Origin of the sequence: Botrimarina mediterranea, from assembly GCF_007753265.1 — a bacterium.
In the GTDB taxonomy this organism is placed as follows: domain Bacteria; phylum Planctomycetota; class Planctomycetia; order Pirellulales; family Lacipirellulaceae; genus Botrimarina; species Botrimarina mediterranea.
The window spans coordinates 4,037,315-4,058,442 of record NZ_CP036349.1; the positions used below are offsets into that span (position 1 = coordinate 4,037,315).

The 21,128-nt window shown below is 65.6% G+C and carries 14 protein-coding genes; 13 read left to right on the plus strand and 1 reads right to left on the minus strand.

Annotated elements, in window-relative coordinates; all coding sequences use genetic code 11:
- Nucleotides 1–93 precede the first annotated feature (93 nt).
- Complete coding sequence (locus Spa11_RS15525; RefSeq protein WP_145113872.1) at nt 94–2,325, minus strand: S9 family peptidase; 2,232 nt, start codon at nt 2,323–2,325, stop codon at nt 94–96.
- 505 nt (nt 2,326–2,830) lie between these two features.
- Here Spa11_RS15525 and Spa11_RS15530 point away from each other — a divergent pair.
- The 13 genes from Spa11_RS15530 to Spa11_RS15590 all read left to right on the plus strand — a co-directional run bounded on the left by Spa11_RS15530 (nt 2,831) and on the right by Spa11_RS15590 (nt 21,055).
- Nucleotides 2,831–5,203, plus strand: a complete 2,373-nt coding sequence (locus Spa11_RS15530; RefSeq protein ID WP_145113875.1) for a ComEC/Rec2 family competence protein — start codon at nt 2,831–2,833, stop codon at nt 5,201–5,203.
- A gap of 251 nt (nt 5,204–5,454) precedes the next feature.
- On the plus strand, nt 5,455–6,477 hold the full coding sequence (locus Spa11_RS15535) for an acyl-CoA desaturase (RefSeq protein ID WP_145113877.1): 1,023 nt from the start codon (nt 5,455–5,457) through the stop codon (nt 6,475–6,477).
- Between the two features lie 427 nt (nt 6,478–6,904).
- Complete coding sequence (gene rpsO / locus Spa11_RS15540; protein WP_145113879.1) at nt 6,905–7,174, plus strand: 30S ribosomal protein S15; 270 nt, start codon at nt 6,905–6,907, stop codon at nt 7,172–7,174.
- 313 nt (nt 7,175–7,487) lie between these two features.
- On the plus strand, nt 7,488–9,614 hold the full coding sequence (locus Spa11_RS15545; RefSeq protein ID WP_145113881.1) for a polyribonucleotide nucleotidyltransferase: 2,127 nt from the start codon (nt 7,488–7,490) through the stop codon (nt 9,612–9,614).
- A gap of 647 nt (nt 9,615–10,261) precedes the next feature.
- Nucleotides 10,262–11,062: a two-component system sensor histidine kinase NtrB gene (locus Spa11_RS15550; RefSeq protein WP_145113883.1), complete on the plus strand. Its 801-nt coding sequence runs from the start codon at nt 10,262–10,264 to the stop codon at nt 11,060–11,062.
- Nucleotides 11,063–11,157: 95 nt separating this feature from the next.
- Complete coding sequence (locus Spa11_RS15555) at nt 11,158–11,790, plus strand: suppressor of fused domain protein (RefSeq protein ID WP_145113885.1); 633 nt, start codon at nt 11,158–11,160, stop codon at nt 11,788–11,790.
- Between the two features lie 127 nt (nt 11,791–11,917).
- Nucleotides 11,918–12,712 carry an SDR family NAD(P)-dependent oxidoreductase gene (locus Spa11_RS15560; protein WP_145113887.1) on the plus strand — a complete coding sequence of 265 codons (795 nt, stop codon included), beginning with the start codon at nt 11,918–11,920 and terminating at the stop codon, nt 12,710–12,712.
- A gap of 414 nt (nt 12,713–13,126) precedes the next feature.
- Nucleotides 13,127–14,542, plus strand: coding sequence for a sigma-54-dependent transcriptional regulator (locus tag Spa11_RS15565; RefSeq protein WP_145113889.1), 1,416 nt, complete (start codon nt 13,127–13,129; stop codon nt 14,540–14,542).
- 117 nt (nt 14,543–14,659) lie between these two features.
- A complete protein-coding gene (gene mutL / locus Spa11_RS15570) occupies nt 14,660–16,597 on the plus strand; it encodes a DNA mismatch repair endonuclease MutL (RefSeq protein WP_145113891.1) in 1,938 nt (645 codons plus the stop codon).
- 219 nt (nt 16,598–16,816) lie between these two features.
- Nucleotides 16,817–18,319 carry a shikimate dehydrogenase gene (aroE, locus tag Spa11_RS15575; protein WP_145113893.1) on the plus strand — a complete coding sequence of 501 codons (1,503 nt, stop codon included), beginning with the start codon at nt 16,817–16,819 and terminating at the stop codon, nt 18,317–18,319.
- Between the two features lie 122 nt (nt 18,320–18,441).
- The gene (locus Spa11_RS15580) at nt 18,442–18,963 is read left to right on the plus strand and encodes a shikimate kinase (RefSeq protein WP_145113895.1); all 522 of its coding nucleotides are present in this window, start codon (nt 18,442–18,444) and stop codon (nt 18,961–18,963) included.
- Between the two features lie 170 nt (nt 18,964–19,133).
- Nucleotides 19,134–20,474 carry a prepilin peptidase gene (locus tag Spa11_RS15585; protein ID WP_145113897.1) on the plus strand — a complete coding sequence of 447 codons (1,341 nt, stop codon included), beginning with the start codon at nt 19,134–19,136 and terminating at the stop codon, nt 20,472–20,474.
- A 113-nt stretch (nt 20,475–20,587) separates the two neighbouring features.
- Nucleotides 20,588–21,055: a hypothetical protein gene (locus tag Spa11_RS15590; RefSeq protein ID WP_145113899.1), complete on the plus strand. Its 468-nt coding sequence runs from the start codon at nt 20,588–20,590 to the stop codon at nt 21,053–21,055.
- The last annotated feature ends 73 nt before the right edge of the window (nt 21,056–21,128 follow it).

The window sequence follows — 21,128 nt, forward strand, 5'->3', positions numbered from 1 at the left end:
TAGCATACGCTGGTGTGCGTGCCGGGAATCAACTCGTTGGTTCATTCCGTTAGGAAGAACCCGTAGCGGAAGGGGTGGCCTACTGCAGACCCGTCACGCGCCGTCGTCTGACTCCTTCTCTTCCGACTTCGGCGTTTGCTTCCGCTCCGCCGGCAGAACCTCGGCGAGGCCGGGCACGTCGTCGGCGCCGGCGGGGACGTGGAGGCTTGAGCCTTCGAGGTCTTCGGCCGTTAGCGGTTCGTAGCGGCCGCCGAGGATCTCGGCGAGGAACATCTCGGTGACGGCGTTGAAGCTCGTCGAGTTCTCGGGGCGGGCGAAGCCGTGGCCCTCGTCGGGGTAGAGGGCGTAGGTGACGGGGATGCCCTTCTCCTGCATCGCCTCGACGATCTGGTCGGCCTCTTGCTGCTTGACGCGCGGGTCGTTGGCGCCCTGTCCGATGAGGAGCGGCTTCTTGATGGCGTCGACCTTGTTGAGGGGCGAACGGGCTTCGAGCGACTTAATACCTTCTTCGGTGGTCCAGTCGCCGACGCGTTGCTTCATCACCGGCATGAACTGGAACCAGTACGGCGGGACGTTGTTCAATAGCGTCACGAGGCTCGACGGGCCGACGACATCGACGCCGCACGCGAACACGTCGGGCGTGAACGTCAGGCCCACGAGCGTCGCGTAGCCGCCGTACGAGCCGCCCATGATGCCGACCTCGTCCTGCTTGGCGACGCCGCCCTCGACGGCCCACTTCACCGCGTCCAAGAGGTCGTCGTGCATCTTGCCGGACCACTCGCCGTCGGCGGCGTTGACGAACTCTTTGCCGAAGCCCGTGGAGCCGCGGTAGTTGACGCTGAGCACGGCGTAGCCCCGGTTGGCAAGCCATTGATGCGTCGAGTTGAAGCCCCAACCGTCGCGGGCCCAAGGGCCGCCGTGAACGTCGAGCACCATCGGCAGCGGCTCGGCGGGGACGCCATCGCCATCGGGGTCGCTGCCGACCGGGAGCGTCAGGTAGCTGACGAGCTTGAGCCCGTCGCGGGCCTCGATCACCGGCGTGTGCATCTTTGCCAGCGGGTACTCGGCGATGTCGTCGCGGCTGTTGAAGAGGAACCGCATTTTCGCGTCCCCTTCGGGCTTACGGTCGTAGACATAGAACTTCATCGGGCCGTCGTCGAGCACGTAGGCGACCGTCCACTTCGAGTCGTCGAGCGTCCGGCCGCTGACGATGAACTCGCCGTCCGAGCCGTCCTGCTTGCCGAAGGCTTGGAGGAACTCAATGTCGGGGCGAATCGCCTCGTCGAGGATCTTCCACTCGGTCTTGCTATACGTGAACGAGACGGCTTGCAGCGTCTTCTCGGTCGGGTGCGACATGACGCCGCCTACGTCGGCGCGGGGGTCTTCGGCGACGAGCTTGGTCTCGTTCGTGTCGAGGTTGCGCGAGAAGAGGCCGGCCGTATTGCGGTCGCGGCTGTCTTCGTAGAAGAGGACGTTGCCAGTCTTGTCGAAGCCCGCCGGTCCGCTATTCATCGCATCAACGCTGGTGAACTCTTCCATCGGCTCCCAGTCTTCGTAGCCCTTGAGGCCGGGCTCGTCGCTCTTGGGCTTGAGCCACACTTGGCCGGCGTCGGGGGTGAAGGTCACGGCGAGGCGCACGTTGAAGTCGTCGTCGGTCACGAAGCCGGCGACGCCCGGGTTCTCTTGCACGAGCGACTTCTCGCCCGTCAGGACGTTGACGCGGTAGATGTCGTGGAAGCGGTCGTCGCGGTCGTTGAAGCCGATGAGCACCTCGTCGAGGAAGCGCTCGCTCGAGCCGGAGAGCTCGCCGCGGACGCCGTCGATCGGCGTGAGGTCGCGGGTCTCTTTGGTTTCGACGTTGGTGGCGTAAACGTGCCAGTTCTCGTCGCCACCCTTATCCTGCGTGTAGAGGATGTACTTGCTGTTGTAGGCCCAGCCGTGCGAGCGGATGCCGCGGAGCTTGTCGTCGGTGACGGGCTTGGCGGCGTCCACGTCGTCGGCGGGCCCGACCCAGACGTTGAGCACGCCATCGACGGGCTTGAGGTAGCTGAGGTACTTGCCGTCGGGGCTGAGGCGGGCCTGCGCGCGGTCGGGGTTGCCGAACAGCACGTCGCGGGGGATCAGGGGCGTGGAGTTGACGCCCTCGGCGGCGGCGCCGGCGTTTTTGGTCATGGGCTTGGCGGCGACATTCGTCGTCTTAGCGGGGGCCGTCTTGTCGCGAGAATCTTGCGCGGCGGCGACGGACTCAATCGGCCCTTCGGCGCAGCCGCTGGCAAACAGAGCGAGCAGTCCGAGGAAAGCGGCGAGCTCGGTTAGGGTTCGCATCGAAGATGACGCCTTGCGGCGTGGTGCGCGGGATGGGCGGCGGTGAGACATGGCGAAAAGTCCTCCCTGAAGCGGCGGCCGCTCGCCGGGCCTTCGTGGCCGGCGACGACATGGTGAGTGCGGGTCTTCCCTGACCGCCGCGATTTGGAGCTGCGCGGGCGGCTCGGCCCCCCGCATTGGGGCCTAGCTGGCGATCCTACCGCCAACCGGGCCCCGTTGCCTACCAGGGAGAAGCGCAGCCCTATCAGGCAACAGCTTGGCTACGCGGGGCAATCTGGCGAGGTTCGCCCGGCTGCGGCGTGTCGGGCGGGGATCGGGCGATTAAGCTGCCGGTCGTGACGCCTGCTAGCACGCCCGCCGCCTCGCCCCGCCGCGCCGCTGAGATGCGGTTAGCGGAGCGTCGCCTTGCGCCACGCAGCCCCGCCGACCTGCCGCTGATCTGGGTAGGCGTCGCCGTGGCCGTTGGCGGCCTGCTGGCGCCCGCAGCGGTGTGGCTGCGGCCCGAGTGGCTCGTGTTGTTAACGGTCGTCTTGGCAGCGACATGGGCGTGTTACGTCGCCGCACGAGCGAAGCGCTGGCCGCCGCCTGGCTGCTGGGAGCCATCGCGCTGCTCGCGGCGGCGTGGTCGGGCGCGTCGTGGCGGCTGTTTGCTCAAGACGACATTGGGCGCTTCGCGCACTTGGAGGCGGAGCCCGTGTGCCTTGAGGTCGTCGCCACGGCGCCGCCGACGCACTACCCCGCCGAGACGCCAACGGCCTTCCGCGCGATCCCCTCAACCGATCGCACGGTCGTCGCGGCGCGCGTGGTTAAGCTGCGTAGCGCCGCCGACTGGCGCGAGGCGAGCGGCCAGTGCGAAGTCACCATCGCTGGAGACGCGGAGAACATCCGGCCGGGCGACCGGTTGCGGGTGTTCGGTCAACTGAGTCGTCCGCTCCCGGCGATGAACCCCGGCCAGCGCGACAGCGCCGCCGCCGATCGCGCCGAGCGTCGGCTGGCGCGCGTCTGGTCCGAATCACCCGAGTGCGTGACAACGATCGACAGCGGCGAGGCGTCGGCGTTCGCTCGATCGATCGCTTCGCTGCGGCAAGGTGCGATCGACGCGTTCGACAAACGACTGACGCCAAGGGCGGCGCCCCTGGCGCGCGCGATGTTGCTCGGCGACCCGTCGGGGCTGAGCGCCGAGGACTTCGACGCGTATCGCTACACGGGAACCGTACACCTCTTGGTGGTGTCGGGCTTCCACGTCGGGTTGATCGCGTTTACGCCGTTCTTATTCTTGATATGCGGCTTAGTATCGAAGCGAACCGCGAGCTTGTTGGGCATCGCACTCGTGGTGGTCTACGTCGCGATCGTCGGTGGTCAGTCGTCGGCGTTGCGGGCGGGCATTGTCGCGATCGCGGCGTGCGTCGCGGCGCTCGCGGGGCGGCGGCCGATTAGTGTGAACACGCTTGCCGGCGCGGCGGTCGTTGTGTTCGCGTTATCGCCGGGGGCGTGGGTCGCGCCGGGGACGCGATTGAGTTTCTTGGCGACGGCGACCCTGTTGGAGGTCGCGGGGTACGCCGCTAAGCGGGAAGCCGCGGTGACGCCGCCGTTAGAACGTTTGATTCGCTCGACACGGTCACCATTGGACCGACTGACACGCGGCGCCTGTCGTTGGATTGTTTGGGCGCTCGCTGCATCCGTTCTTGTTCAAATCACCACGGGTCCATTGGTGGCGAGCGAGTACCACCTCGTTTCGTTCGCTGCGGCGCCGTTATCGTTAGTGCTGACGCCCTTCGTTTACCTTCAAATGATTGGCGGCGTTGGCACGCTGTTCTGCGAAATATTCGGCTTGAACTGGCTGGTCGCGTTGCCGGCATGGTTGGCGTCGGTCTCTTCGGAAGGGCTCGACAGCGCGGTCAAGGCGACGGCGACCTTCGACGGGTCGAGCATCTGGACCGCGGGGCCGGCGCCGTGGTGGGTGTTGGCGTGGACTGTGTGGCTCGCTGTGGCGTCTGCGATTGCGGTGTTCTGGCCCACCCATGGCTGGGTGACGACACGACTAGGCCTAGCCCTTCTAGCGGCGGCGTTCGTTCCCTCGCTGTGGAACTTCGTCAGCGCGAACGATGAACTTCGGTGTTCGTTTATCGCGGTGGGGCATGGCTCCTCGACCTTGATCGAAACGCCCGATGGTCGTGTGGTGCTCGTTGACGCCGGGGCGCTGACGGCGCCAGACCACGTGGCGGACGTCGTTGCGAGGACCCTCTGGGCCCGCGGCGTGCATCGGATCGACACGCTTGTGCTCACGCACCCCGACACCGACCACTACAACGCCGTCCCGGGGTTGCTGGAGCGGTTCGCGATCGGCCAGGTGCTGACGACGACGCTGATGTTCCCGATGTGGCTCGACCCGGACGACCACAGCGGCCCGACGGAGCTCGCCCGAATGCTCGACGCGGCGGGCGTGCCCGTGCAGACCGTCGAGATGGGCGACCGCTGGCGGGTCGGCGAGGCGGAGTTCCTGGTGCTCCATCCCGACGAAATCGGCGTCGCGGGGTCGGACAACGCCAACAGTCTCGTGCTGGGCGTCGAGTACGCAGGCCGGCGCGTACTCTTGCCCGGTGACCTGGAATCGCCCGGCACTGAGTGGCTGATGCGTCAGGAACCTTACGACTGCGACCTGCTCTTAGCGCCGCACCACGGGAGCGCACGCAGCGACCCCGCCGGCTTCGCGGCGTGGTGCTTGCCCGACCAGGTGGTCGTCTCCAGCGGTGAGGCCCGCACTGTGGCCCAGGACTCGTTCACGGCGAGAGGCGCCTCGGTCTGGGAGACCTATGAACGGGGCTTCGTTTCGGGCGCCGTTAGCGGCAGTGGTGTGCGGGTTTCTGCCTGGCGATGACCGCTAGCTTCGCAAACCGTTCGAAACGTTCATGCTAGGCCGCGACCGATCGCCGCAATTGGCCTTGTTGGGGTAGGCAGCCGGGCTTGCCACGCCTAGCTTCTACTGAGACGATTTGCCCGAATTTTCGGAGCCGATCTCCGAATAAAGTTGGCGATCCGGCACACCAACTGCGTAACAGATGCTTAACCTCGGACCGTCTCGCACGCGAGCGGTGGTCCCTACAAGAAATCCTGCGAAGGCTTATTCGCATGTCGCTACCGTCCTCTGATCTCCCCTCGACCGGCGCTTCGGCGACCACGGTCGCCCCCCGCTCCAAGACCCGTCCCGCCCAGCCTGTCGATCGCGGCCCTGTCGATCGCGACAAGGACGCGATGGATGCGATCAATCCGCCGGCCAATAGTTGGGCGCTGTGGCGCCGCGGCCTCGACTGGCCAACGGTCGTCTGGATCGGCCTGGCGCACCTGGCGGCCCTAGCGGCGCCGTTCTTCTTCAGCTGGCAGGCGCTGACGGCGTTCCTAGTGCTGTACGTGCTCACCGGCTCGCTCGGCATCTGCATGGGCTACCATCGGCTGCTGACACACGGCAGCTTTCAGACCTACAAGCCGATCCGCTGGCTGCTCGCTTTCTTGGGCGGGCTGTCGGGCGAGGGTTCGGCCCTGACGTGGGTCGCCAACCACCGCAAGCACCACAAGTACAGCGATAAAGACGGCGACCCGCACTCGCCGCGGCACGGCAAGTGGTGGTCGCACATGTTCTGGTTCATGCCCAACCGCGGGTTGAAGTGGAACGAAGAGCTGCTCAAGCGTTACGCCCCGGACATGCTCAAAGACAAGGGGATGCTGGTGCTGCACAAGCTCTTTCTCCCCTCGCACCTCTTCCTGGGCGTGGTGTTGTACGCGGTCGGCTACTTCGGCACGGGGCTCGGCATGGGCGGCCATTGGTACGGCTGCTCGATGCTGATCTGGGGCCTGGCGCTACGGATGGTGTACGTCATGCACGTCACGTGGCTGATCAACTCGGCCACCCACCTCTGGGGCTACCGCACCTATGAGACGACCGACGACAGCAAGAACCTGTGGTGGGTCGCGCTGTTGGCGTTCGGCGAGGGCTGGCACAACAACCACCACGCCTACCAGCGGATCGCCTCAGCCGGCCACAAGTGGTACGAGATCGACATGACCTACTGGTTCATCCTGGCGATGGAGAAGACGGGCCTAGCCTGGAACGTGGTCCGGTTGCGGGACATCCCGAAGGGGACGCCGCCGGCCTGATTGTTGGTGGGGGGTTGAGGGACTCGGGACGAGAGTAGGGCGAGCCGGCGACGTTAGTCGTCGGTGGCAGCGGGTATCTCCTTCCAATCGACGACTAACGTCGCCGGCTCGCCTATGGCCACTTCTGCGCAAAGCCGCCGCAACCCCTGTTGCCCATACCCCTCTTGCAATGGGCAGGCCTTCTGCTACCTTACGCGGCTTGCGAAGCGTTTATTGACATCCGTAAGGTTCGTAGGAGCCGGGGCCAACGGTGGTCCCCGCCCAGGAGCAGGTGCAGCCCCCCCCGCCGACATCCCGCGAAAAAGGGATCACGGCCGCGAGGGAAGCAGGCTCCAGACCGAGAAACGCGGCTTGGAGGCCCTTCTTGGCTTAACTGCCTAAGGAGAGCCCCCAGAGCCCCAACGAGACACGCAGGCAGTACCAGGCAATGGCGTTGACGACCGAAAAGACCGGCGAAGTAGTGAACGAGTTCGGCCGCAAGAGCGACGACACCGGTTCGCCCGAGGTTCAGATCGCCTTGCTCACCAGCCGCATCCAAGAGATGACGCAGCACATGCAAGTCCATAAGAAGGACTTCTCGAGCCGCCGTGGTCTCTTGCGGATGGTGAGCCGCCGCCGCAGCCTGCTGGACTACGTGAAGGGCAAGAACCCGCAGCTGTACCTCGATCTGTTGCAGCGGTTGGGCATCCGCAAGTAGCGCCGTGCTGCTTGTGCGGGCGCCGATCGGCGGCGCCCTGCCAGACCGAGAGTCTTCTTTCTGACAAGCGGCTCCTACGCACGCCTCGTGGGCGTTGTCGTGCCGTCCCAGCCGCGCCTTGTCGCGACGTCAATGATGCGTTCACCCCGTCGTGGGGCTTGGGCGCACTCGGCGTCTTTCGGCTGCTTCTGCTCCTTGGCGCCCACCCGCCCCTGCGACTCCGGACCGCCCCCGCTGAAACGGGGCCTGCGGCTCTTATCGATCGGACTTAAGCGATCGGAGCCAGCGGCCCGCTACTCAAGGAACTACCAAGTTGCAGAAACACATCGTTGAACGGCAGATCGGCGGCGAGACGATCCGCATCGAGACCGGAACCCTAGCCAAGCAGGCCGCCGGCGCCGTCCTGGTGAGCCTGAACGACACCGTCGTGCTGACCGCCGTCGCCACCAGCGCCCCGCGTCCCGGCATCGACTTCTTCCCGCTCACTTGCGACTACCGCGAGCGGACCGCCGCGGCTGGCAAGTTCCCTGGCGGCTTTATGAAGCGCGAAGGGCGTCCCACCACCAAGGAGACGCTCACCAGCCGCCTGATCGACCGCCCGATCCGCCCGATGTTCGCGGCCGGATTCAACGACGAGGTCCAGATCCAATCGTTCGTCATGTCGAGCGACCGTCAGACCGACGGCGACGTGCTGGCGATGATCGGCGCCTCGGCCGCCCTGACGATCTCGACGCTGCCGTTCGAGGGCCCGCTGGGCTCGCTCCGCGTCGGCAAGGTCGACGGCAAGCTGGTCGCATTCCCGACCGCCGAGCAGCTGGAGTTCAGCGAGCTCGACCTGATTGTGTCGGGCACGAAGGACGCGATCCTGATGATCGAGGGCTTCGCCCGCGAGATGCCCGAAGACGAGATGACCGAGGCCCTGCTGTACGCCCACAAGCTCATCGGCGAGCTGTGCGAGTTGCAGCTCGAACTACGTGAGAAGGTCGGCACGCCGGCCAGCAGCTACGTCTCGCCCGAGCCCGACGGCATCTTCGAGAAGCTCGAAGCCGCTTACGGCGAGAAGCTCAAGGCCGCCAAGCAGATCGTCGGCAAGCAAGATCGCGCCGAGGCGTGCAGCGCGCTGAAGGCCGAGGCCCTGGCCGAACTGGTCCCCGACCCGAAGGCCGAGGACGCCCTCGACATCGGCAAGGTCAAGAGCGCGTGGCACGACCTCGAAGCGAAGGTCATCCGCCAGACGATCCTCGAAGGGAAGCGTCCCGACGGCCGCGACTCGAAGACCCTGCGTCCGATCCACTGCGAAGTGGACCTGCTGCCGCGCGTCCACGGCTCGGCCCTGTTCCAGCGTGGCGAGACCCAGTCCTTGGTGACCATCACCCTGGGCACCGGCCGCGACGAGCAACGCGTCGATGGCCTCTTCGACGAGTACAGCAAGCGGTTCATGCTGGACTACAACTTCCCGAGCTTCTCGGTCGGCGAGTGCCGCCCGATCCGGGGACCCGGTCGCCGCGAGATCGGCCACGGCATGCTCGCCGAGCGGTCGGTCAACCCGGTGCTGCCGGACCACGACTCGTTCCCCTACACGATCCGCGTGATCTCCGACATCCTCGAGTCGAACGGCTCGAGCTCGATGGCCTCGGTCTGCGCCGCCACCCTGGGTCTGATGGCCGCCGGCGTGCCGATCACCAACCCGGTGGCGGGCATCTCGGTCGGCTTGGTGAAGGAAGGCGAGGATTGGACTCTGCTCACCGACATCCTCGGCGACGAGGACCACTTCGGCGACATGGACTTCAAAATCGCCGGCACCCAGAACGGCATCACGGGCATCCAGCTCGACCTGAAGATCATGGGCATCAGCGAGGAGATCATCCGCGCGACGCTCGCTCAGAGCCGTGACGCCCGGATCGAGATCCTCCGCAGCATGCTCTCGGCCATTCAGCGGCCGCGTGAGTCGACCGCTTCGTCGGCGCCGCGTCTGGTGCGGACCTCGATCGACCCGCAGAAGATCGGCCTCCTCATCGGCCCCGGCGGCAAGACGATCCGCGGCATCCAAGAGGACTGCGGCGTGCAGATCGACGTGGAAGAGGACGGCACGATTACGATCGCCGGCCCCGACCAAGAGACCGTCACCGCCGGTCTCGGCCGAGTCGAGGCGCTCACCGCGAGCGTCCAGGTCGGCCGCGTCTACAAGGGGAAGGTGTCGAGCATCAAGGACTTCGGCGCGTTCGTCGAGATCCTCCCCGGCAAGGACGGCCTGTGCCACATCAGCGAGCTCTCCGACGGCTACGTCGCGAGCGTTGGCGACATCTGCAAGGTGGGCGACGTCATGGAGGTCAAGGTCATCGCCGTCGATGACCAAGACCGCGTGAAGCTCAGCCGCCGCGCCGCAATGGCCGACGCCGCCGGCCCCGCCGAGGCCGAGCCCGCCGAAGCGGACGCCTGATCGCGTGCGTGTGATTGACAACTAATCGAGAGCCGGGCTTCGCTTGCGGGGCCCGGCTCTTTTCTTTGGAACCGCCAAGACGCCAAGAGCGCCAGGGATCGCCAAGAGCATGTTGAGAGCTTGATCGTGCCACGACCTGAGTACCAAGATATTAACGTTGAGTGCTGGTTGCATGATGGCAAGCTTAGCTCTATGACACGGTCGGTTTGTCTCTTTCACAGTGACGCCGAACGGGGGACGCAGTTGCGTAACGCGGTAGCCGAGCTTTCCGAAACACAAACGCGATGCTTACTGTCGTTCGAGGCTTGTGATCGACCGCAATCGGTCAGTTCGCTTCAGCTCCGGTGGATGAAACCAACAGACGATTTGGCCGTTATGCACGTCGAATCCACTTCTAAGGGTTCGGTGACCGTGACTGTTACATCGCATGGCGCAGACGCTTTGTGCCAGGCGTTTGAAAAGTGGCTTCAAGGGCATGAAGACTTCGCAGTCGATCCAGAGTGCTCGGGTATATCTCGCCGCAACTTGAAGGCGCTCGATCGATCTTCACTTGATATCTGGTTTTGGGGTCCGCGCTACGTCAACCCCTAGAATTGACTCTTGGCGATCCCTGGCGCTCCTGGCGTCTTGGCGGTTAAATAAGTCCCATGAGCGACCCCACCACCGACGAGACGGTCCAGCGGCTGATGGACCAGTACGCCGAGATCGCTCGGCTCGCCGGGGGGCTTGCGCACGAGATCAAGAACCCGCTGTCGACGATCCGGCTCAACATGCAGCTGCTCGCCGAAGACGTGCTCCCCGAAGACGTTGAGGATGAAGCCCTGCTCTCTCCGCAGCAGAAGCGGGTCGCCAAGCGGATCGCGGCGGTGCAGCGTGAGTGCACGCGGCTGCAAGACCTGCTCGAGGACTTCCTCAACTACGCCAAGGTGCGGCGCGTCGATCTCACGCCGCGCGACCTCAACATCGAGATCGCCGAGGCGCTCGACTTCTTCGAGCCCGAGTGCGAGCGCGCGGGGGTGGAGATCGTCCCCTACCTCGACCCCGACCTGCCGACGGTGCGGCTCGACCGCGAGGCGTTCCGCGGGGCGCTGGTGAATCTGCTCTTGAACGCGGTGCAGGCGATGCCCGACGGCGGGCAGATCGTCGTGCAGACGCGGGCCCTGGGCGATCGGGCGGCGGTCTACCTGACCGACACGGGCCTGGGCATGGACGACGCGACCGCGAGCAAGATGTTCGAGGCGTTCTTCAGCACCAAGCCCGGCGGCAGCGGCCTGGGCCTGCCGACAACGATGAAGATCATCGAAGCCCACGGCGGCGCGATCAGCGTGCAGAGCGAGCTAGGACGCGGGACGCGGTTCGCGATCGAGCTGCCGGCGGTGGCGCGGCTGCCGAAGGCTTCTAGTGGTTCTGGTAAAGAGCCGCCGATGGACGCGGATGAGCGCAGATGATGTGTAGAAGATGGTGATTGTGTCCGAGCCGCGACCGTCAGGGACGGACCAAACCGTTCAGCTACCAAAGACCGCCTTGTATTCGAGATCATGCGATGACAGACAACGTTAACGATTCGGAAGGCGCCGAGGTGGACGCATGGTACGAACGTAAGTCTGAGCTCATGGCATCAGTACTTGGCAAGCCTGAAGATTGGGTAATGCACGCCATTATCCCATACGATGTTGGTGGAAGGCTTGATCAGTACTTTTACAGGTCGTTCCAAACCGGCACGGCGATGGCGACGAAGGAATTGTCGCTCTTGCCAGATCAGGGGTCATCGAATGACAGACTCACGACCTATGAGATGGTTGGATTCATGCGTCCACCATTCACCGGTGAAGACGCTGGCAATCTTGAGACAACCTCGGGTCGAATCTATCGACGACTCGACATCTTTATGAATGCGTTAGCGCGTTACAGCGAGCAGGCGACTCTGAATCCATATGAAACTAGCGCGGTTCCGAAGGTCGATGAGAGCGAATCCGATTACCCCTTGGTAATCTTCGACGAGTTTGCAAAGTTCGATTTGGGTGACAATCAAACCTTTGGATTGCTCGCCGTTATCGAGATTTTTCCCAGCGAGTTTGAATACAAGCAAGAAAATGGCGGTGACGCCCTGATTGACTTGTTGAAGCAAGAGGGCGTCTATCCCTTTACGGACCCGAACCGCTCACCCGTGGTCTAGTGTCTGGTCGCTCCCTGACGGTCGCGGCTCGGATACGAACCTCTGCTCACTCTGGAGCGTAGAAGCGTTCCCACCGTAAACCGCGTCGCTACGCCAACGTCCCACCTTCCTCTCGTGAGTCTCTCTCATGGATCTCAAACTCAAGGGCCGTACGGCCTTGGTGACTGGTTCGACCCTCGGCATCGGCGCGTCGATCGCCGAGACGCTGCTTCGAGAAGGGGCGACAGTTCTGGTCAATGGCCGTGACGAATCTCGCACCACCGCGGCGGCGGAGAAGTTGAAGGCGTTTGGCGACGCGCGGCCGGTTGCGGGCGATGTGTCGACGGGTGAAGGGGCTGAGCAGGTCGCCGCGGCGGCGCTGGCGCTCGGCGATGTCGATATCCTTGTCAACAATGCGGGGGTCTTCACGCCGCAGCCGTTCTTCGAGATCCCCGACGACGAGTGGGAACGGCTGTTCCGGGTCAACGTGATGAGCGGCGTGCGGATGAGTCGGCTGCTTGCGCCCGCGATGCGTGACCGCGGCTGGGGGCGTGTGCTGTTCATCGCCAGCGAATCGGCCCTCAACATCCCCGTGGAGATGGTCCACTACGGCATGACGAAGACGGCCCAACTCGCCGTGGCCCGCGGCCTCGCGAAGACGCTCAGCGGCACGGGCGTCACCGTGAACAGCGTCCTGCCGGGCCCGACCTGGACCGATGGCGTCGAGGAGTTCGTCCGCGAGATGGCCGACGCCGAGGGAGTCAGCGAGGAGCAGATGAAGAGCGACTTCGTTCCCAAGAACCGCCCGACGTCGCTGATCCAGCGCTTCGCAACCGCCGAAGAAGTGGCGTCGCTCGTGGCGTACCTGTGCTCGGACTTGGCGAGCGCGACCAGCGGCGCGGCGATGCGGGTCGATGGGGGGATTGTCGATACGATCACTTGAAGTGGGAAGTTGGGGGCCGAGCCGCGACCGTTAGTGAGCGTTTTTGAAAGGGGAATGCGGAAAGGGGAAAGTGGAAGGTTCGATCGCTTGCCCAAGCGATTCGCTCGACTTCACTCGCTTTGATGCCCCCTTTCCGCTTTCCCTGTTTTCTTCAAGATTCTTGAATCCTTTAGAGGGTTGCCGAGCACTATTACGACGTCATTGCGTTTCTTCCCCTGGGGGTGTCGCGTGTTGAGTCGTCTGTGCGCCGCCGTGCTGCTCGCGGGTTGCCTCCCGACACCATCAAGCGTGGCGGCCGTCTGGGCTTCCGCTGTGCTTTCGCCGGCCACGCTAGTAACGGCTCGGGACGGTCGGCCGCTCACGGCTCGGCTGAGGACCTTCCGACTTTCCACTTCCCACTTCATACTTTCCGGTATGCCCACCCCCACCACCCGCGCCGCCGCTGGACCGCCGATCCGGGTCTTGGTGGTCGATAACGACGAGGGCCACGCCGAGGCGATGGCGGAGTCGCTCGGCAAGATCGGCTACGCCTGCGACACGGCCCTGTCGGGGAAGGCCGCCGTCGAGCGGATGGAGAAAGGGGGCTACGAGATCGTCGTTACGGACCTCGTGATGCCCGGCGGCGCCGGTGGCCTGGAGGTCCTCGCCGAGGCTCGGCAGCGGCTCCCCGAGGCGGAGGTGATCCTCGTCACTGGCCACGGCACGATCGAGTCGGCCGTCGAGGCGATGCGTCGCGGGGCGTTCAACTACCTGCTGAAGCCGCTCGACCTCGGGCAGCTCCGCGCGGTGGTCGACAACGCCGCCCGCAGCCAGCACCTGCGCCGCGCGAACGCCGAGCTGCGGAAGCGGCTCGATGAGAAGTTCGGCTTCGAGGGGGTGATCGGCGAGTCCGAGGCGATGCGCAGCGTCATCGAACGGCTCAGCCGGATCGCGCCGACCGACGCCACCGTGCTGATCCAAGGGGACACGGGCTGCGGCAAGGAGCTGGTGGCCCAGGCGATCCACCAGAACAGCCCGCGGAAGACACGGCCCTTCGTCGCCCTCAACTGCGGCGCGCTTTCGGAGAACATCCTCGAGAGCGAGCTGTTCGGCCACATCAAAGGCGCGTTCACCGACGCGTCGCACGACCGGGTCGGCAAGTTCGAGTACGCCGACGGCGGCACGCTGTTCCTCGACGAGGTCGGCGACATGCCCCCCGCGACACAGATCAAGCTGCTGCGGGTGCTGGAGAGCGGCGAGATCACCCGCGTTGGGTCCAATGAGGCAAAGAAGGTCGACGTGCGGATCCTGTCGGCCACCAACCGCGACCTCGAAGCGGCGATTGCCGCCGGGACGTTCCGCGAGGACCTCTACCACCGCCTCAAGGTAGTGACGGTGCGGCTGCCGCGGCTGGCGGAGCGACGCGAGGACATCCCGCTACTGATCGAGCACTTCCTCAAGCTGCACAGCAAGCGGCACTTCAAGAAGGTGAAGAGCGTCGCTCCGGCCGCGCGGCGGCGGTTGCTCGCTTACGAGTGGCCCGGCAACGTGCGCGAGCTGAAGAACGCGATCGAGAGCATGGTCGTCGTGGACCTCGACGGCGTGCTGGACCTGGACGACTTGCCGGAACAGTTCACCGGCGGCTACGGCGGCGACGACACAGCGGCGGCGCCGATCACGACAGGCGGCTCGCTCGCCGAACTCGTGGGCAAGAGCATGGCCGACATCGAAGGCCTGTTCATCGCCGAGACGCTCAAGGTCACCGCCGGCAACCGCGAAGAAGCCGCCACGATGCTCGGCATCGGCGAGCGGACGCTGTATCGGAAGATTAAAGAGTACGGACTGAACTAAACTGCTGAATGACGAAATCCGAATGACGAATGACGAAGCTGCTTGTAGCGGCTAGTACCCTCCGACAGGTTCGTCATTCGTCATTCGGGCTTCGTCATTCTCATCGCAAGGATGACGATGCCCACGATCCGCCCCTTACCCCAGCTCGTCGTCAACCAGATCGCCGCGGGCGAGGTGGTGGAGCGGCCGGCGAGTGTGGTGAAGGAGCTGCTGGAGAACGCCGTCGATTCGGGGGCGACGCGGATCGATGTCGCCATCGAAGAAGGTGGCGCGGGGCTGGTGCGGATCGTTGATAATGGTTGCGGCATCGGCGCGGACGAGCTACATCTGGCCGTCACCAACCACGCCACCAGCAAGATCGCCTCGGCGGAGGAGCTGTTCCGCGTCGGCACGCTGGGGTTCCGCGGCGAGGCGCTGGCGTCGATCGCCTCGGTAAGCCGGCTGGTGATCCGTAGTCGGCAGGAAGGGTGCGACGGGGCGGAGCTGGTGATGTCGGGCTCGGCGACGGCCGACATTTCGCCCGCCGGGTGCCCCGTGGGGACGACCGTCGAGGTCCGCGACCTGTTCTTCAACACGCCGGTGCGCCGCAAGTTCTTGCGCACCGCCCAGACCGAGGCGGGGCACGTCAGCGAGGCGTTCGCGCGGGTGGCCCTGGCGCACCCGTCGCGGCACTTCACGCTGAGCCACAACGGCCGCCTGTTGCACGACCTCCCCCCCTGCCCCGCTCCGCCGGAGGAAGGCGAAGACCGGGCGTGGCGGGACCGCATCGCCGCGCTCTTCGGTGAAGACTTGTCGGCGGCGCTGATCGCCGTTGAGAGCCGTGACGAGCGGACCGAGGGGCTGGTGCGGCTGTCGGGGTTTGTCGCCGACCCGAAGGAGACCCGCACGCACACGCGGATGCAGTACCTGCTGGTGAACGGCCGGGCGATCCGCGACCGCTCGCTGCAGCACGCACTCGGCGAGGCGTACCGCGGGCTGATCCTTACGGGCCGCAAGCCGATCTGCTTCTTGCGTCTCGAAATGCCGCCGGCGCTGGTGGACGTGAACGTGCATCCGCAGAAGCTCGAGGTGCGGTTCGCCGACTCGGGGCCGCTCTATAGCCAACTGCTCGGGACGCTGCGGTCGCGGTTCTTGTCGTCGGACTTGCGTGTGGGGGCGAGCAACCACATCGGCAACGACGAGGACGACGCCGTCGGCGATGCGACAAGCGGGCTGGTGGATTGGGCGAAGAACGAACTCGGCGAACGGCAACGGCGTTTCGATGACTCGGCGCCGATGTCGTACGCGCGGCACACATCGGGCGGCAGCGTCCCCGCCTTTCGGCCGTTCCCCTCGGGGGGCGAGTCGCTGTCGATGCACCGCTTCATGGGCCCGAGAGCCGCGTCGTCCCCGACCGCGGCGGAGGGGGAGTCGGTCCCGATGCGCGCCGCGGTCGGGGACGACGCGGCTCACGCATACTCGGAAAGCGACGACAATGCTGCTCCGGTCCGTGCGTTGCAGCTCCATAACCGCTATCTGATCGTCGAGACCGACGCGGGGATGGAGGTGATCGACCAGCACGCGCTGCACGAGCGGGTGCTGTACGAGCAACTCCGCACGCGCGTGCTTGCGGGGCCCTTAGAAACGCAGAAGCTGCTGGTGCCCGAGCCGGTGGACCTGTCGCCAGCCGAGGCGGCGGCGGTACTCGACGCGCGCGAGCTGCTGTTGTCGGTCGGCCTCGATGTGCGCGCCTTTGGCGGCGACACGGTGCTGGTGCACTCGTTCCCGGCCATGCTGCGGCGGCTGACGCCGGGTGAGACGCTGCGGGACCTAGCCGCCCAGCTCGCTTCGGAGGCCGGCAAGGCGCCCGACGCCCGCGACGTGCTCGACGAGCTGCTGCACACCATGAGCTGCAAAGCGGCGGTCAAGTACGGCGACCCCTTGAGCGACGAAGAAATCGCCGCCCTGCTCGCCGCCCGCCCCGCGACGGAGAACCACCACCACTGCCCCCACGGCCGGCCCACGTCGCTGGTTTTCACGCGGGAAGAGCTGGACCGGCGTTTTCAGAGGATTTGAGGGGGCTGACGCCCTGCGGACGAGGGGCTAAGGGACGGGGGAGTTTTGGTGGCGGGTGGCGATGGGGCGCTGCGGTAGACAGAATGGGGGGCTGGGTTGCGCTGCGCCGTGGGCTGCCGCCCTCGGCTGAGGTCTCCTCCAAAGAATCCGTAATCCGAAATCTCCAATCCGCAATCGTTCTTCCCTCGTTCCCCGTCCCTAACCCCTCACCCCTCCCCCATGATCTGCGTCTCGATCGGCCGCAGCCGGCACAAGCACATGCTGGCGGAGCACAAGCACCTCGCCGAGCAGGGTGCGAAGCTGGTCGAGCTGCGCTTGGACTACATCAGCTCGCGCGTGAACCTCGGCCGTCTGCTGACCGACCGGCCGACGCCGGTGATCGTCACCTACCGGCGTGAAGAGGACGGCGGCAAGTACGCGGGCTCCGAGGAGCAGCGGATGAAGGCGATCCGCGAGGCGATCGTCCTCGGCGCGGATTACGTCGATATCGAAGAGGACATCGCCGACAAGATCCCGCGGTACGGCAAGACCAAGCGGATCGTCAGCTACCACAACTTCCGCCACACGCCGGACGACCTCGAAGAGCTTCATGCGCGGATGGCGGCGATGGACGCCGACGTGGTGAAGATCGCCACCATGGCCCAGCGCCCGCGAGACAACGTGCGGATGCTCGAGCTGGTGAAGAACGCGACGGTGCCGACCGTCGGCATGTGCATGGGGGACATCGGCACGCCGTCGCGGATCCTCGGCGCGCGATTCGGGGCGCCCTTCACGTACGCGACGTTCCACCACGAACGCACCCTCGCGCCGGGGCAGCTGTCGTTCCAGCAGATGAGCGAGGTCTACAATTACGAGAAGATCGGCCCCGAGACGGCCGTCTACGGCGTCGTGGCCGACCCGGTAGCGCACAGCCTCAGCCCGCACATCCACAACGCGGCGTTCCGCGCGCACGAAGTGAACGCGGTGTACGTGCCGTTCCGGGTGCCGCCGGACTCGTTGGGCGAGTTCATGGAAGACGCGCCGCGGCTGGGGCTGCGGGGGCTGTCGGTGACGATCCCGCACAAGGAAGCGATCGCCGCCCACCTGACGAAGGTCGATCCGGCCGCCAAGGGGATCGCCGCGGTCAACACCGTCGTGATCCGTGACGATCAGGTCGTCGGCTACAACACCGACTACAAGGGGGCGATGGACGCGCTGGAGCACGGCTTGCGCGGCCCGAACGAAGAAGCGATCGCCGGCGCGGCCAGCCCGCTGACTGGCAAGCGGGTGATGGTGCTCGGCGCCGGGGGCGTGTCGCGGGCCGTTCTTTACGGCTTGCAGAAGCGCGGCGCGCAGGTGACGATTTCGAGCCGCACCAAGGCGCGGGCCGAGACACTCGCCAAGGAGTTCGGCGCGCGGGCGATCGAGTGGGCCGCCCGACACAACCCCGACGTCGACGTGCTGGTCAACGGCACGCCGATCGGCATGCACCCCAACGTCGATGAGTCCCCCTACGGCAAGGCCCACCTGCGCCCGTCGATGGTGGTGTTCGACACCGTGTACAACCCCGAATCGACGCTGCTGGTGAAAGAAGCCCGCGACCACGGCTGCCGCGTGGTGACGGGCGTCGAGATGTTCATCCGCCAAGCGTCGCTGCAGTACCTGTTGTTCACGGGGGATGATCCGCCGTTCGATGTGATGCGCGAGACGCTGAAGCGGATCATCGGACCGGTGAAGTACTAGGCAGGGGCTAGGGGTTGGGGGTTAGGGGCTGAGGGATTTACGGATTGGATTGGAATGAGGCCTCAGCCGAGGGCGGCAGCCCACGGCGCGCCACGCGCGACGCAACCGACCGCAAACGCTTTATGCACCGCCTCTTCCTCATCGGCTATCGCGGCAGCGGCAAGAGCACTGTCGCGAGGCTCTTAGCGGAACGGCTTGGCTGGGCGTCCATCGATTCCGACGACGAGGTCGAACGCGAGGCGGGGAAGTCGATCGCCGCGATGTTTGCCGAGGACGGCGAGCCGGCGTTCCGCGACCTCGAAGAGCGGGTCGTCGCGTCGCTCTGCAACCGCGACAAGACGGTGATCGCCCTCGGCGGCGGCGCCGTGCTGCGTGAGGCTTCGCGACGGCGGATGACAGCTGCGGGGCAGGTCGTCTACCTCACCGCGCCGGCGGCGACGCTCGCGGCCCGGATCGCCGGCGACGCGACCACCGCCAGCCGCCGACCTAGCTTGACCGGTCTTGCGGGCCTCGAAGAAGTCGAGCGCGTGTTGGCCGTCCGCGAGCCGATCTACCGAGAGTGTGCTACGGTTGCGATCGACGTCGATGGCCGGGCGCCCGAGGCGATCGCCGACGAGATCGTGGGCCACTTCCAAGTGAAGTGAACCGCCAAGACGCCAAGAGCGCCAAGGGTCGCCAAGAAAAAGTGTCAGAGTGGATTAGCTGGATCGACGGGATGGCTTTGACTTCAACTCATCCTGTAAATCCTGTCGATCCCGTCTAAAAAATCTATCCCTGGCGATCCTTGGCGCTCTTGGCGTCTTGGCGGTTAAAAATGAACCTAGCTCTAGCCGTCGTCTTTGTTGTTGCGGCGGCAGCGGCTTCGCTCGCTAACGCGGCGACCTACGAATGGGCGTGGAACCGCCGCCGCTTCTCGCCGTGGCAACCGACTCCCGAGGGCGTCGCGCCGCGTGGCTGGCTTGATCGGTTGCCGATCGTCGGTTGGCTGCGGCTGCGACGTGACTCCGGTCTGCTCGGTCGCGGCTTCTGGGTGCGGCCGATGGTGGTCGAGCTGTTGTTCGCCTCGGCGCTGGCGTGGCTCTGTTGGTGGGAGGTCGGCGCGCAGGGTCTCGTCGCGAAGCAAGTTGGTTCGTTAGCGATTGAGGCGCCGACAGCTTGGTTATGGGCGACATTTGCTTTTCACGCTGTGCTGGCGTGGTTGATGCTGGTTGCGTCGCTTATCGATCTCGACGAGAAGACAATCCCCGACGAAATCACTGTGCCGGGCACGCTGATCGGACTGTTGCTCGCGACGTTGCTACCGATCGGGCTCTTGCCAAACGTCGAGGACCGCCCTCAGCGGCCTGTTATGGGTGTCGCACTCGAGGAGCCCGGCGGCGGACAGCTCGTCGGCTCCTTCGGATTGAGTTGGCGCGTACCGACTTGGCTCGAACCCACGCACCTTGCGGCGCCGAACGATTGGCCGCGATCGCTGGAAGGTGGACCGAACAATCACCGTTCGCTGCTATTGGGACTCGGCTGCTTCGTCGTCTGGTGCTTCGCGTTGACGCCCCGGTTCTGGCGCACGCGTAAGGGCGTCGGCTTCGGTTTTGCGGTGATGCTGCGGCGTGTTGGCCGAGAGCTTCTGCGGCGGCCGCTGCGCGAGATTCTATTGCTCGGCGTGCTGTGGATCACGGCGACGTGGTTTACCGGCGGCGACGCGTGGCGCGGACTGCTGACGGCGCTGGTGGGGATGGTCGTCACCGGCGGCATGGTTTGGGCCGTGCGGATCGTCGGCTCGCTCGCGCTTCAACGCGAGGCGATGGGTTTCGGCGACGTGACGCTGATGATGATGATCGGCGCGTTCGTCGGCTGGCAGGCGGGGCTGTTGGTGTTCTTCTTGGCGCCGTTCGCCGCCGTGCTGATCGCGGTGGCGCAGCTGATCCTCAAGCGCGACGACGAGATCCCCTACGGCCCCTACCTCTGCCTGGCGACCGGGGGCGTCGTCTGCCTGTGGGCCGTTGTCTGGCCGCGGAGCGAGGCCCTCTTCGGCATGGGGACGGTCCTGCCGGTGGTGCTGATTGTGTGCCTAGTGATGCTCGGCGTCCTGCTGGCGATCTGGCGGCAATTCAAGATTAGGGTGCTCGGTATGAGCGAAGATTGGGGCGACGAGTAGTTTCTTGTGGGAGGGGTCTCCAGACCCCGATTACGCGCACCGCGCCGTTTCGGAATGCCTACCGTAATCGGGGTCTGGAGACCCCTCCCACAGCTCCACTTCGTTTCGCCAACATGCCCCTGCTCGAAACCATCACCGACCTCACCGCCGGCGCGGACGCGCTCTGTCGTCGGCGGTACGGTGTGATCGAGACGCGTGGCGGTGAGCTGGTGAGCGTCACGCTGCGTCCCTGGCCGCACCTGCTTTCGCTGCGGGAGTTGTGGCCGTTGGGCGACGATTGGCGCCCCCCAGGACCGGCGGACCGCTGCCGGCTCTACTACAACCAGCCCTGCGGCTGCGAAGATTTTCTGGCGTTGCGTTACGCCGCCTGCACCGCTGGCGCCAGCTACAAGACGTTCCGAGCGGCGTTGACGGTCCTGGACGAGATCGCCGTCCTCAAAGGCTGCCGGGCCATCGTCTGCGACGCCGCCAACCGCCGCCTCTCAGACCGTATCTTGCGGCGAATGGGCTGGGAACCGCACGCCCCGATGTGGGGCCGCCGCAATTACATCCGACGCTTCGCGTCAGGGGCTAGGGGTTAAGGGGCTGAGGGGCTGAGGGGGAGTGGTAGCAGCGTCTTCCCTCAGCCCCTTAGTTCCTCAGCCCCTCCCCAAG